The following is a 14,380-nucleotide window of genomic DNA, read 5'->3' on the forward strand; positions in this document are numbered from 1 at the left end:
CCAATTTGATTAATTCTTCACTTATTGAATATTAACTTCTTGATATTAAAGTTATTGAATTCAAGTTTACAAGTTTATGAAATTCAGATTGATTAAGCTCATAGTTATGACTTACTTTTGGGCTTATAACTCACTAAAAAGCTAAATAATATTAAGGAAAATATAATAATAACACTACCAATATAACAAACTCCTTGTATTCCTGAAATTCCGAATATTATCCCAGCTAAAATTGGACCTATTGCCCTTCCAATTGATTGAACCGTGACATTAAGTGACATAAAACCAGCCCTATAGTCTTTTGGGGCTAACTTGGCTAAAGAAGCTTGGAGTGAAGGAAAAGCTAGCGCTTCAACTATCCCAATTAAAATACAAGGAATTACTAGCATTTTGATTGAGGTAACTGTAGGAATTATCCACAAAGCTACAGAAAAAATAACCAAGGAGATTTGGATTAATCTAGTTTCAGAAACTCTGCGAGCAAATAATCCCACAAGGAAAGCAAAAAATGTTAGGGATATGGAATTCGTAGTAAATATTATTCCAATTTCCATGCTTGAAGCACCTAAGGTATCTCCAGCCATTATTGGAGTAAAAGTATAAAATGCTCCAAATTCAATCATGAATAAAGCAATAATTGCTAAAAACAGTCCCAAAACTTGACGATTTTTAATACTCTTACCGACATTGATGATATACCTTTTGAGTTCAAATTCCCGATTGCTATATCGTTTTTCTGGTAATTTAAGTGCTAGCAATACCAGTAGTGCAACAGGAACTGCTAATAATGATAGCCCAAAAGTGTATCGCCAATTAACTGCGGCTAACGCCCCTCCTAAAGGAGGATAAAATGTGGAACCGACACCAATCGCAGTCGCATTCACAGCCATAGCTGCAGTTAGTTTTTTCCCGGTATATAAACCACCTATAATTGAGAGAACTAGAGACTCTAAGCTTGCTGCACCAAGACCCTGTAAAATTCGCCATTCTATAAGACTACGAAAGTTTGGTGCAAAAGCACACAAAATACCCCCGAGGGCAAATACTAGTAATGAGGGGATTAGAATTTGTTTAAAACCAAAACGATCTGCCAAAATCCCAAAAATTGGAGTTCCAAGTGCTACTGGGATTAAAAAAGCAGCCATTATTAATCCCATGCGATCTAGCGATACGTTCAATGCTTCAGCAATACTCGGTAGCATTGGACTAACACTAAACAAAGGTAGAATTGCTATCATAGTGATACTGACAACAATAAAAATATTTTTATCTTGGTAGATATTACCTTTTATTTTAGAATTAAAATTTGTTGATGATGTATTCATTGTTTTTGTCTAGTAAATGTTAATTTTATATGGTTCATAGTTAGATAATTAACGTGGGCTAAAACTCTAAAAATGAAATTTAATCCCACAATTTATATCGATTAAGATTGGATTATATAGCTAGTTATTTGTAGGGTACAGATAAACTAATTTATGCATTTTTTTATTATGTAAAAGATATATAATTCATGAGTTTCACGAGATGGATAGCATCATCAATTGATTAAATAATGAGTTAATTAAATAACGTTTGATATTGCATATCACAATAAAAAAATATTCTCTGCGCAATTATTTTACGCAGAGCAAAATAAAATATGATTAAAATTACGTTCAGTAAGAATAATTTAATAATCTGCAATTCTGGAATTTGGGATGATATATTACGCAACACTTATAGCTGCGCTAATAACACCCTAATTTTGTACTTTATTTAATCTGTATTACTTAATTATTAATAAGCAAATAAAAAAACTATAATTTATTGTTCTCAGGATATTTGAAACACAAAAGATACCATATCCCTTTTCCCGAAACCAATACGAACCTGTGGAGCTATCTTGTACCAAATTCCAGGAAGCATTGGATATTTATTAATGTAAGTACCATTAGCACTACCCATATCTTGAATAAAGTAGTCTTTCCCATCAAAACGAATTTGGGCGTGTTTGCGCGAAACAAATTCAGCATGGGGAAATTCAGATAAATTGATATCTGGAACTTCACTTTTACTCAACTTACCAATTGTTATGATTGAGAAATCTTCAGGTAACTCAATTACCTTATTAGTCTCTAGATGAAATAGTTGTGGAACTGGCGTTTGTAAAATTGTCGGAGATGCAAAAGATGGAGGATTTACAAGTTGTTCGGTAACTTCAACACCAACTTCTCGTTCTGAAATTGAAATTGAATTTTCTTTAGAAGTACCTTGAGAAGCACCTTGAATAACTGGAGTCAGTAGAACACCAAATACTACGAAGGAAATGATTGCAAAAGTAGCAGCACTAAAAAAAACTCCATGTATTCCCCATAGACTAAGAGCAAAACTCCCCAGCATAGGACCCAATGCTTGTCCCATAGATTGCACGCTGGCGTTAACAGCCATAAATCCACCTCGGGAATCTTGTCTGGAAAGTCCAGTTAACAGCGCCAGACTTGACGGTAGTGCAAAAGCTAATGATATACCAAACAGAACATTGGGGATTAAAAGCAGCCACAAACTAGGAAGTAATGGAGTAATAAATAATGCTAAAGCACTAATAAGAAAGGAAATTTTAATTAAATTAATTTCTGAGGTTAATTGCGATAATTTTCCCAACTGCGAAGCAGTCAAAGCTAAAACAAATGAAGATGTACAAAGAATAATACCATTAGTAAACTCAGAGGAACCAAAAGAATTTCCCGCTAAAGTAGGAATAAAGGTAATAATAGCTCCAAACTGAATCATAAATGTAGCGCCTATTGCAAACAAAAGTCCGGCAACAGAACGATTATTAACGCTTTTCCAAGTATTTTTTAAATAGGCTCTGAGATTTTGTTTGGGAATATCAGTTGGTCTTTTAGGTAATTTCAGAACCATGAGCACCAACATGACAAGAGGGAAAGCAAAAACTGCAAGTAAAAATGGATATCGCCAATCTAATTCTCCTAAAGCTCCACCGATTAACGGGTAAATGGCTGAAGAAATACCAATTACGCTAGCATTGATTGCCATGACTGTAGCAATAGTTCTGCCAGTATATATATTCCCAATCATGGTGAGCGCTAAAGAATCTAGGGGTGCTGCACCTAAACCTTGTAAAAATCGCCACCCTAAAAGTGTATTGAAATCCTCTGAAAAAGAGGCGAAACCTCCAGCGACTGCAAACAGTATCAATGAAGGAACCAAAACCTTTTTAATGCCAATACGATCAGCTAAAACTCCTAATATAGGAGTTGCAATTCCAACTGGAATCATAAAAACCGTCATTACCAACGCAGCACTTGAAATATTGAATTTTTCGGCTAAAGCTGGTTGTATAGGTGCAATTGTTAATCCACCCATAATTGCAGTCAAAGTCACACCAACAATTATGTAAAGATTTTTATCTTTGGCGACATTTTGTGATTTGTTATGCTGTGATTGTATAGATAAGTTGTTCATGCATTTAAAATAATATCAATAGGGATGACTTAGATGGACTCATATATCAATAGAAGTAGTTCTATGAAATTTATGCAGTTCAAAAATCAACTACCCATGCTTAAAAGTCTGCAGGCTTAGAACTGAACCCACAGGTTGACAGACAGAAGAGACTTTCACCAACAGTATTTGGGGAAAGAGCAAGAACTCATATCAGAGAATGTGCAGCTTTTTCTGTTAATTAACACTGCTCTAATAAAAACACAGCATTTTTAAAATTAAGTCTGAGAATTGTTTCTTATTCTTTGTGAAAAACTCCAGTGTAACCAATTTTTTTGGCTTGGAGTATGAGAAACTTCAAACTTTGTTTTGAGTTTATGAGCAAAAGCACCTAGAGTAACAGCAAAAATAAAATAAAGTATTGCTATTTGACTTTCTAAGGCTTCCGCAGTAACTGCATAAACCAAAATAAGGGTCGCTAGTACCAGACAGATCTGTTGGAAAATTTTTATTCTTTGATAGGCGCATTTACAGGAGCTACACATCAGTGTGTGTCTTGATAATCTATCTGAACAATTAACTTTTAGTTCGAATTTATGATCTATATCTGTACTGCTGCTCTGTATATTTGTACTTTGTGAAACTAAATTATTCCCATCAGTAGGTAAAGATAGATCCACCCTATCAAGCCACTTGCGATACTCCAGGATAAAAAGATCTGATGTCTTCAAAGGTAAATAATGTTTTCTCCAGTTTTCTCTCAACAGCTTCATTTGTGTCTGCTGTCCCATAATGACTTGTAAATCTTCTTCAAATATTTTGTTTTGAAACATATGGTCTAACCAACGAGGTTTCAAATTCATTGACCCAGTCATGAAGTTTCTATAGTTCCGGATCAAAATTCGGCATCTATCTTCACTCAGAGGCATAGAATAACAAACAACTCCCCAAGTCCAATCCTGCAGTGGATTGACCTTACAACTATAAGTAATAAAGTTAGGAGCAATAAAGCTCATTTCTAGCCAAGGAGCATCAGGTTTACGCATATAGCGAAATCTGCCTCGAAATCCCTTAATAGAGGTTTCAGTAACTTCCATTTCCAAGGCTTGAATATTTTTGTCATTACCTAAAGTTCCATTGTGGATAGAATCAATGTGACCGAAATCTACAATATTTTCTACGAAATAGCATTGATTGTAAGGAGCATCAGCCATGTACTCTGCTGTCACACAATTGAGTTTATCTAAATCCGGGACGGTAGGTATGGATTTTTGATCTGCTGATGTTGTTTCACCAGACCACATCCAAATGACACCTTGAGATTCTACAACAGGAAAAGATTGCACGCATGCATTAAGAGGAATTTTGGCATTTGCTGATAACTGGGGAATATCTAGACATTGACCATCTGGAGCAAACTGCCAACGATGATACGAACACTCTATTTTGCCATCAATTATTCGCCCATCTGATAGTTTTGCAGCACGGTGAGGGCAACGATCTAATAAACATGCAAGCTCGCCATCTTGAGTTTTAAATAAGACAAAAGGTTCGTCATCTAAGGAAAAGCTATGGATCGTGTTAACAGATAAATCCCGCACGAAGCAAACAGGATACCAGCATTCTTGCCGGTTGAAATTTTGCTCTTTTTTAGATGCGATCGTTGCAGATTTCTTTACTGACTTTATAGTCTCACTAATTACTTTGTTGCTTACGCTACTATTAAGATGCATGAATGAATATTCCTAACTTTTAATTTACACTAATTTAAACAGAGAATATTTCAAAGTGATGTATGAGTGTTTAGGGAATTTTCTAAAACTTGGGTATTTGGCGAATATAAAATAGGATAACTTTGGTACACCCAATTGTTTCTTCTACTAGGTTAAATTTTGAAAATCAAGTAAATACTATCCCATAGAGCCTAAACTGCTACGAAATCAAAATAAGGCTGGGCTTTGTTGCTAGATCAATAAGGCTTTTAATCTTCACATTGTTTATTTTAGAGTATTGAAATTTTAAAAGCATTACATATTTTAAAAATCGATACAAAGTATTATTTAATTGCTAGTTTCACATGTTGCCACTAAATAAATAGAGTTGACTCTCCTGAGCTTATACAGTCTTATACCGTTGAGAGGGTGTTTTATTTTAATAAATTATTTATACCAATTTCAAATTGAAAAATGGGTAAGGAAAACAACAGGATAAATCCTGCTGAGTCAGATTTAGACTTACGTCTCGCTGAGCCGCTCTTAGCAGCGAACGCTAACATCCCCTCGCTAAAGCAGATGGGTTCTCATCTTCCTACAAGATTCTTGATAGCAAAATAAAATTTGGAAGTTTGTTTATAAATTTATTCCAATAGGGAACAAGAAACAAAAAATGTCCTAATTCAAAAACGTAGTACCGTAAAAAAAGCTACACTTACTGAATCTTAACTATACTATCTCAGTCATCAATTGTGGCAATACATCCAATTTCTACCCTTGCACCTAGGGCTAAACCACTCGTACCCAAAGCGCTACGTGCTGGTAGGCGTTTTTCCGGAAAATAGGTGACGTAAACTTGGTTCATTGCACTCCACTCTTTGATATCAGCAAGCATTACTGTACATTTAACTACTCGATCTAGGGAGGATCCATTTCTCTGGAGAATACGGCTGATATTTTCCATTACTTGCTTCGTTTCTCCTTTGATACCTCCACTAACAAGCTTTTTTTTTCCAGGTATATTACCAATTGCGCCAGAAAGGTAAAGTATATTCCCAACACGTACAGCTTCTGAAAAAGGTAGATTCAAAGATGTTGTTTCATCTGAAGTTAGGTATTCAACGGAGTTTGCGGAGTTTAGATTTTCTTGTTTTGCTATGGTCGTAGAAGTTAAAGCAACACTCAATAATATTACGGCAACAAGTGGAGATATGAATTTCATGGTATTCTCCTCAACATAATTTGAAAATAGCTGATAAAAAATTAAATTGTCTGTGAATGAATTCTTTAAAATACTTTATTGGAGCTTATGCTCTAAAACTTAATACTATTTAATTTTAGGTAAAAATAAAATAAAAATAAAAATTAAAAATATTTTATCTTGTTATTGTTTCATATTTTCCTTTGAAGGATGATAAAAATATTCATAACCCTTATGCATTCATTCTATATAAATTCTATGTTTGGATTATCGAACATTTTATACAATACATCACTCTTAACACCATGATTCAATACGGTAAAGATGATAGTGACAAAAGAAGCATGTAACTTGTCTTATCGAAAAGAACAATATACTTTGATTTATGTGTGTAACAAAGCTTAAAGGCAGAAATACAAAAATTTGCAGTGTATATGAAAAATTGAGTTATAATCTTTGCACAACAACACCCAGACGTATTGAATTAATCTCCTAACTGCGATCGCTCGTGGCTAGGAGATTATTTATTGGAAATGAGATTGAGCATTAATTAAAAAGCATTCATTTTTGTGATACTCAAAAATATTATCTGGAATCATTTGTCTATTAAAGTTGGCTGAGTGTAGTATTGAGGCGTGCTTATTTGGAACACCGAAACTCATGAATGAGGTACTATATTTGCGTAACAATTAATACTCTATTAGCTTGCACTACCTTTGCAACACAACTACAGGCGTTGCTGATTTGAGATATGATCCGTACAGGTATTTCTGATCGTTTTATAAAGTAGCTAAACTAAAATTCTGATGTATTTATCACTTATAAAGCCAGTTTAGATTTTGTTTGGGCTTAATTGTTGTTTAATTACCGTTAATTCATACATCCCTAAATAAAAAGCGGACTGATAATTCAATCCGCAAGTTATTAAAATCAAAAATGTTTAGGTTTAAAAGTTTAGCTTTGAAAATGTTGAACTTTAAATTTAAGCAAGGGAAGCGCCTAATTTTGGACCGGTTTCTGCTGCAACAACTCCATCTACAGTTAAGTTATTATCCTTTTGAAACTCTTTGACAGCATTTTCTGTATACTCATCAAAGTTCCCATCAATACCATTTGGTCCAAGTTTGTATCCTCGTTCAGATAATTCTTTTTGTAGACGTTCTACATAAGATCCACTCATTCCAAGACGTAAAGTTGGTGGTACATTTGTCATTTTGAAATTTCTCCTTTTTAATGTTGTTAGTTTTATAAACCAGGTAATAAACTAATTTATATTTATGGATAAAATTTAATTGTTTATTAATAAAGTAAGTTAGGAACTATTAGGAAAATACTTTGAACCAATAGAATTAAATTATTTGGGGTTAAAAGTATTTACACGAAACTAAACTAATACTTATTGTTAATATTTTCCTATTTACTTTTACCTGATTTAATTATTGTCCTTATTTAAATATAGGGTCAGAAATATTAAATTTATGCAACAATTACACTTGGTTGAGGTAATTTATTTAAAACAACTTTGATGCCGTTTTTAGGTTGTAATGTAATTGTTGGTTCGGGGACAATAGATTGATTAGGAATCAAATTTATTTCAAACTTTTGGACGATTGTTACTAGTAATAAAACTGCTTCCATTAATGCAAAATTTTTACCGATACAAGTACGTGGTCCACCACCGAAGGGTGTATAAACTCCCTGGGGTAATCTTTTTTCTAAATCTTCAGCCCAGCGTTCTGGTTTAAATGACTCAGGCTCTTCAAAATAGCGTTCCCAACGATGCATAACCCATTGGCTCGTAATGACAGTACAATCGCCAGGTACGTGATAATTACCAATTGTGCACTCTCTACTTGTATCAGCGATAATAGTCCAAACTACTGGGTAAAGCCGCATTGCTTCTTTGATTATCATGCTCGTGTATTTCAAGGCTGGAATATCTGTAAATGTAGGAGTGCGGTCGCCTAGTACTTGTTCTACCTCTAGCCGTAACTTTGTTTGTATCGTAGGGTGCTGAGACAATAGCATCCACGTCCAGGCTAGAGTATTAGCACTAGTTTCATGTCCAGCGAAAATTAGAGTTGCTATTTCATCTCGCAACTGCTTATCATTCATTTGGGTTCCATCATCTTCATCTCGTGCTTGCATCATCATCGATAATAAATCCCCCGGATCTTCACCACTAGAACGTCTTTCATCAACGATCCGATAGATATATTTATCTAATTTTTTGATTGCGTTATGGTAACGGAGATTGGAAGGTGTAGGAAATATCTCTGGGAAAGGAATTAGAGATTTGCGTTGTGTTATCATCCACTCCGATGATATTTGCATTGCTTGAGCAACATCATGGGCTTCATCTTCTAATACATCTTTGTTGAAAAGTGTTTTCATGATGATACTGAACGTTAGGTGCATCATCTCAGATTGAATATCTTTGATATCCCCATCTTGCCAATTTGCAAGCATTTTTTGAGTGTTTGTAACCATGATTTCGCCATAGTCAGCAATCCGTTTTTGATGAAATACGGGTTGAGCTAGACGTCTTTGTCGGAACCATGTTTCTCCTTCGCTGGTCAGAAGACCTTGTCCTAACAGTGCATGCATACTTTTTAATGCCATAGACTTAGTAAATGTTGCTCTGTCTTTAAGCATTTGTTGAATGTATTCAGGTTTTGCAAGCAAAATTACTTTTTTGGAGCCCAAGCGCAAGGGAGTAATTTCGCCGTACTCTCGAACACATTGAGTCATAAATAAGAGGGGATCTCGAGCAAAGTCGATTAGACTACCCAGTAAGAAATTACCTTGGGGACCAGGTAAAGAAAAAATATCTTGATTGGATTGATGTTTATCTAATTTCATTATGGATAAACTCCTTAGTAATTAAATTAATGTAACAGGACTTACACAACGAAAGCAGATCCGTAAGGTAGCGGCTCCCGATCCACTAACGTAATGACGCAATTACGTTAATTTTGCGTAAGTCCTATGTAATTTATTAAGTAAAAAATGTATTTTTTGACTAACTGTTTTACTTATATCTTTTGTTTGCTACAAATACATCCGGAAATGTTATTATATTTCATCGTCTTTAGAAATTTTTGCTTAAACTTTACCCAGCTTTGTCTATCTTTAAAAGAGGTTCACTAAATAATTGGTATGTTGTCAGCTGCAACCCTAACTAAGTTTTCTTATTAAGAACAAACTTTTTGGTTTATGAGTGTAAATTACCAAGGAAAGTTTTTGAAGCAAAATTTGAAGCGAAAATCATAAACTCATATCCCACTCAATAGTTAAGTTTTTGAAACCTCGAGTCATTAATGTGGGGATATATTCCAGTTTTTGATTGGAGGTAATTCTAGGGTTACGTAATCTTGTGGACAATAACTCAAAAGCAATGCGTGCTTCTAAAAGAGCTAAATGCGAACCAATACAGCGATGAACTCCATGACCGAAAGCCAAATGATCTGAAGACTTATTTTGAAAACGTTGAATATTAAACTTTTGAGCGTCTTCATAATGGTCTTCATCCCGGTTACCAGAAGCGTACATTAAAAATAACTTACTATTTGTTGGTAGTTTTACCCCAGATATATTGACTTCTTCATTAGTTGTGCGGACCATTCCCGGAACTGTTGCATCATATCTGAGTGCTTCTTCCAAAACCCCAGGAATTATAGATGAATCCTCACAAATTGCTTGCCAATAAGTTGGTTGCTCTAGAAGAATTTTTAAAGTATTTCCAATCAAATGAGAGGTAGTTTTATGTCCAGCAATAATCAAGCCAGATAAAACTATTACCATATCGTTAATGGTCAGTTCGGAATCCTGAAGTTCGCTAATTAAATCGTTTTGGGGTGCTTGACGTTTCTCTTTTATCAGTTTTGCAATTGCATATTGCATCTCTACAACACTACGGGCGCATTTGACCTGTTCTTCCGGCTCTAAAACTGAAGAAACTAACTTCGTGTTGTCGTAACCCCATCTCTTGAAATCAGGTATCATCTCTAAGGGAACACCATAGAGAGTAAAAATCACTTCCAAGGGTAGGGGATAAGCAAACTGAGTAATAATATCGGTCTTACCATCATTAATAAAACCATCGATTAATCGATTCGCGATCGCAGTAATAGAAGCAGATAAGTTTTTGATTCGTGCTGGTGCAAATACTTTTTGCAAAGGTGCACGTAATAGTTTGTGGCGATCGCCATCGCTGTTTACTAGATCGGGAACAAAGGGAAAACCTTGACGCAAGACTTCAAATGTTTCAGGAGTAAATTCAATAATCTCTTGTAAAGCATCCCTGGAAGAGAATATAGTAGGATCTTTGAGGACAGAAATAATATCATCATAGCGAGTTACAACATAACCCTTTAATAAGGAACTATAAAATATTGGTCCCTCTTTTCTCGCCCGTTTGTAAAATAAATAAGGTTCTTGCAACTGAGGACTGACAAAAGGTTGGTATTCTTTCCCTATTTTTTCTATCTGCGATCTTTTTTGATGGAAAGGACAATCTTCTTTATGGTCTTTTCCTATATTTGGTGAGTTCATGATTTATTCCTCTCAAATCATAGAATTACTCATTATCCTGTATATTGTGTTAACGCTTGAATATGAAAATTTTGAGATATGAAAAAATTGCCCGACCTTTTATCTTAAACATGGTCATATCCCCATAAACCTTTTGATTCTCGAGGAGATCTAAAAGCAACTTGTAAATGCTTTGGTCCGTGAAATACAATGTTATTTGCCCAGTCAATAGAATCGTTTTTTAAGCGCAGATCTGGTAATCGATTAAGTAAAGTATTCAATGCAATACTTGCTTCAGCACGGGCAAGGAAAGAGCCTAAACAAAAATGAATACCACTACCAAAACCACAATGTTTAGTTTCCGGACGATGAAAATTCAACTCATCAGGATTTTCAAAGCGTTCTTCATCCCGATTTGCTGAGCCAAGCATTAAACCAATGCTATCGCCTCGTCGAATTAATTTATCGCCAATCTCGATATCTTCGTATGCCCATCGACTTATCATTTGTACTGGACCATCATACCTAATTAACTCCTCTACTGCTGCAGGCATTAATTCTGGATGAGAACGCAACAATTTTAAAGCTTTTGGTTGACGTAATAGAGCTAATACTCCCTTTGTAATTAGGTTAATAGTGGTTTCATGACCTGCTGTTAATAAGTGAATGCAAGTAGCAAGAACTTCCTCATCGTTTAATTTATTTCCTTCATCCCGTGCTTTTACTAAAGCAGTTATTAAATCTTTACCTGGCTCCAGATGTCGTTTAGCTATTTCTTTTTTAAAGTAGTCAATAAATCCCTGAGTTGCAGCTTCTGCTTGTTCGTAAATTTCTGGAGATGGTTTGAGACGAGAAGCACTAGCATTCTGTAACGCCAAAGCCCATTTACGAAATAGAGGACGATCTTTGGGATCTACCCCTAACATATCAGCAATTACCATGACAGGTAGTGGAAAAGCAAAATCGTCCACTAAATCCATTTCTCCCTGAAAATGAACTCTATCCAATAAACAATCAGTAATACCGATAATAGCCGGACGAACATTCTCAACCATCTTAGGAGAGAAGACCTTATTAACTATAGTTCTAAGTCTGGTATGAGTTGGTGGATCTCGGAAAACCATCCAATTGCTTACCATTGAACTAAATCCGCGATAAGCCTTTGGTACTGGTGCACCTTCACCGTCGTTTCTAATTTTGCTGGCTTCACGACCAAATTTTGGGCTTTCCAAAACTTTCATTACATCTTGATAACGGAAAATATACCAAGTACCAGGTAAGTTTGGGTTAGAAGAAACTCCCCAGTGCACTGGATCGTGTTCCCTATAGTAACGATAGAATTTATAGGGATCTGGCATTACTTCAGGTAAAAATGGGTTTAATCTCTGGATTGTTGGAGTAGACATTTTCAGGGAAAAATATTGGTTAATATTTTTGTAGGGATATGGTACAGAAATTTATGCAAAAAATAGAAGTCAAAAGACAGGATCTAGAAGATAAGAAATTAGAGTATGTATAGGATTGTGCGTGGTAGCCCACCACTTTGCTAACAGGGAAGAGTTAATTCTTCTAAAGCTACTAATTCTAATGGATAGGGTAGTGTAGATAGCATTTGTATCATCTGTTCGCGTCCCGAGTGGAATACTTTACTTACAGACAATCTAGACTCCAAACGTCCAACATAAGCCGTTAAGTTAGAGAAGTGTTTGTAGTTGTAAACCATACGCAGGTAAGCAAGAGTAGGAGCTGCAGCACAATCGGCTAAAGAAAATTCTTCTCCTGCAAGCCAAATTCGATCCACTAATTTTTCATTTAGTAGGGTACAAGCAGTTTCTAACAATCGCTGTGCTTTGATAACCGGTTTTTTAGCTCTTTCTTCAGGTGGAAGCTGACTATCCTTAAAAAGTGCTTCTCTTCCAGCGTTAACATATATATCAATTATTCTTTCCAGCATTCTCACCTCTAAAGCGAGTTTTGGATCTTTTGGAATTAATCTTTTTTGTGAGCCCTTGCTGCATCTATCGAGATATTCAATAATAATGCAAGCTTCGTGCAAAACCTCACCTTCATCTGTTATGAGTGTGGGAATTTTACCAAAAGGGTTAATTTGTAAGTATTGGGAACGTGCTTGGGCTTCGAAAAGATTAACTTCAATGGCTGTGAAATCTATTTCTTTCTCATATAGAGAAATTAGTACTCGCTGAGAATAGGATGAAGCTGGAGCATAGTAAAGTTTCATGTCAATAAATATGTTGAATGACAACAAATATATCAATTCTCATTAATGAGGTGACAAAAGATTGTAAGTTTTCCACCTAATTAATCTCTAGCTACAGTTTATTTATAAAGTATTTCTGAAGTTGATATTTTGATATTAAGGCATAACTAGAATTTTCTTCATTCTCACGTGATTAATTCCCGCTTCAACAAATGTTTCCCCGTACTGCTCAAAACCTAACTGCTCGTACAAACATTTAATACAGCAGATTGCAGGTAAATGAGGTACACTAGCTCTGGTGCGTCAACGGGTAAAATGAAAGCTTACTCCATAGACTTACGAGAAAAAATAGTACAAGCTTATGAGCAAGGTGATACCTCTGTTAGAAAAGTCGCTTCCAGGTTCGGTGTAGCCAAAAGTTTTGTACAAAAACTGCTCTTGATGAAAAAGAATGAAGGTCATGTAAAACCCAAACCACAAGGTGGGTTAATGAAGGGTGAGTTAGATGGATGTGAAGTTAAAATAGCTGCAATGGTTGAAAAATACCCAGATGCAACCTTACTCGAATATTGTGAATATTGGGGGATGAATTATAACCATTGGGTAAGTACAAGTACCATGTGTCGTGCCTTGCAAAAATTAACACTAACATTAAAAAAAAGACGTTACGCAGCAGCCAAGGGAAGACGCAAAGAGTCCAAAATCTCAGAAGTGAGTATTGGCAGCAAGTCAAACAGATAGATCCAAGAAACTTGGTTTTTATTGATGAAATGGGTGTTTTGCTTGGTTTGACTCGAACCCGTGCCCGGAGCCCTCGAGGATATAGGGTATACGATTTTAAGCCATTTTATCGGGGAGCAAAGGTTACAGTTATTGGAGCCATAAGTATAAAACAAGTCTTGGCTGTTATGACTTTAAACGGTTCCATGGACGGAAACGGATTTAAAGTTTTTGTAGAAAAGTGTCTACTTCCACAACTATGGGAAGGTGCTGTTGTTGTAATGGATAATCTTCCAGCTCATAAAGTAGTAGAAATTGAACCATTGATTCAATCCGTTGGTGCAAGGGTTCTTTACCAATCACCCTACTCTCCTGATTTTAATCCAATAGAACATTGGTGGTCACAACTCAAAGCTTTTCTACGTCAGTTTTCTCCAACCAATTCGACAATGGTTGATGTCCTGATTAGAACTGCCCTCGATCTAGTCAATCCCAAGCATTTAAAAAACTGGTTCACAAGTTGTTGTTACTGTACCTCACTTACCTGAA

At 35.4% G+C, this 14,380-nt stretch carries 11 protein-coding genes; 2 read left to right on the plus strand and 9 right to left on the minus strand.

What is annotated here, in order from left to right; translation table 11 throughout:
- Positions 1–104 precede the first annotated feature (104 nt).
- The 9 genes from BC008_RS22470 to BC008_RS22510 form a co-directional block, all read right to left on the minus strand.
- Complete coding sequence (locus BC008_RS22470; RefSeq protein WP_027842072.1) at positions 105–1,325, minus strand: MFS transporter; 1,221 nt, start codon at positions 1,323–1,325, stop codon at positions 105–107.
- Between the two features lie 490 nt (positions 1,326–1,815).
- Positions 1,816–3,468, minus strand: a complete 1,653-nt coding sequence (locus tag BC008_RS22475) for an MFS transporter (RefSeq protein ID WP_027842071.1) — start codon at positions 3,466–3,468, stop codon at positions 1,816–1,818.
- A 257-nt stretch (positions 3,469–3,725) separates the two neighbouring features.
- The gene (locus BC008_RS22480; RefSeq protein WP_058183845.1) at positions 3,726–5,180 is read right to left on the minus strand and encodes an aromatic ring-hydroxylating dioxygenase subunit alpha; all 1,455 of its coding nucleotides are present in this window, start codon (positions 5,178–5,180) and stop codon (positions 3,726–3,728) included.
- 718 nt (positions 5,181–5,898) lie between these two features.
- The gene (locus tag BC008_RS22485; RefSeq protein WP_027842070.1) at positions 5,899–6,381 is read right to left on the minus strand and encodes a RidA family protein; all 483 of its coding nucleotides are present in this window, start codon (positions 6,379–6,381) and stop codon (positions 5,899–5,901) included.
- Positions 6,382–7,342: 961 nt separating this feature from the next.
- A complete protein-coding gene (locus tag BC008_RS22490; protein ID WP_027842069.1) occupies positions 7,343–7,573 on the minus strand; it encodes a peptidoglycan-binding domain-containing protein in 231 nt (76 codons plus the stop codon).
- A 263-nt stretch (positions 7,574–7,836) separates the two neighbouring features.
- Positions 7,837–9,222 (minus strand): cytochrome P450, encoded by a 1,386-nt coding sequence (locus tag BC008_RS22495; protein ID WP_036264951.1) that lies wholly within the window; start codon positions 9,220–9,222, stop codon positions 7,837–7,839.
- Between the two features lie 405 nt (positions 9,223–9,627).
- Complete coding sequence (locus tag BC008_RS22500; protein ID WP_027842067.1) at positions 9,628–10,914, minus strand: cytochrome P450; 1,287 nt, start codon at positions 10,912–10,914, stop codon at positions 9,628–9,630.
- 104 nt (positions 10,915–11,018) lie between these two features.
- Entirely contained in the window at positions 11,019–12,299 is a 1,281-nt protein-coding gene (locus BC008_RS22505) for a cytochrome P450 (RefSeq protein WP_027842066.1), read from the minus strand.
- Between the two features lie 140 nt (positions 12,300–12,439).
- A complete protein-coding gene (locus BC008_RS22510; protein ID WP_027842065.1) occupies positions 12,440–13,132 on the minus strand; it encodes a glutathione S-transferase family protein in 693 nt (230 codons plus the stop codon).
- A gap of 258 nt (positions 13,133–13,390) precedes the next feature.
- Here BC008_RS22510 and BC008_RS50675 point away from each other — a divergent pair, with 258 nt between their 5' ends.
- On the plus strand, positions 13,391–13,852 hold the full coding sequence (locus BC008_RS50675) for a helix-turn-helix domain-containing protein (RefSeq protein ID WP_082650598.1): 462 nt from the start codon (positions 13,391–13,393) through the stop codon (positions 13,850–13,852).
- A complete protein-coding gene (locus tag BC008_RS50680; protein ID WP_072207749.1) occupies positions 13,762–14,379 on the plus strand; it encodes an IS630 family transposase in 618 nt (205 codons plus the stop codon). The genes BC008_RS50675 and BC008_RS50680 overlap by 91 nt, the downstream gene beginning before the upstream one ends.
- The last annotated feature ends 1 nt before the right edge of the window (position 14,380 follow it).

Source organism: Mastigocoleus testarum BC008 (assembly GCF_001456025.1).
In the GTDB taxonomy this organism is placed as follows: Bacteria; Cyanobacteriota; Cyanobacteriia; order Cyanobacteriales; family Nostocaceae; genus Mastigocoleus; species Mastigocoleus testarum.

Coding starts and splice junctions, on each gene's coding strand:
- BC008_RS22505 (WP_027842066.1), bottom strand. CDS start 12,299: ATGTCTACTCCAACAATCCAGAGATTAAACCCATTTTTACCTGAAGTA.
- BC008_RS22480 (WP_058183845.1), bottom strand. CDS start 5,180: ATGCATCTTAATAGTAGCGTAAGCAACAAAGTAATTAGTGAGACTATA.
- BC008_RS22470 (WP_027842072.1), bottom strand. CDS start 1,325: ATGAATACATCATCAACAAATTTTAATTCTAAAATAAAAGGTAATATC.
- BC008_RS22510 (WP_027842065.1), bottom strand. CDS start 13,132: ATGAAACTTTACTATGCTCCAGCTTCATCCTATTCTCAGCGAGTACTA.
- BC008_RS22495 (WP_036264951.1), bottom strand. CDS start 9,222: ATGAAATTAGATAAACATCAATCCAATCAAGATATTTTTTCTTTACCT.
- BC008_RS22500 (WP_027842067.1), bottom strand. CDS start 10,914: ATGAACTCACCAAATATAGGAAAAGACCATAAAGAAGATTGTCCTTTC.
- BC008_RS22485 (WP_027842070.1), bottom strand. CDS start 6,381: ATGAAATTCATATCTCCACTTGTTGCCGTAATATTATTGAGTGTTGCT.
- BC008_RS22475 (WP_027842071.1), bottom strand. CDS start 3,468: ATGAACAACTTATCTATACAATCACAGCATAACAAATCACAAAATGTC.
- BC008_RS50675 (WP_082650598.1), top strand. CDS start 13,391: ATGAGGTACACTAGCTCTGGTGCGTCAACGGGTAAAATGAAAGCTTAC.
- BC008_RS22490 (WP_027842069.1), bottom strand. CDS start 7,573: ATGACAAATGTACCACCAACTTTACGTCTTGGAATGAGTGGATCTTAT.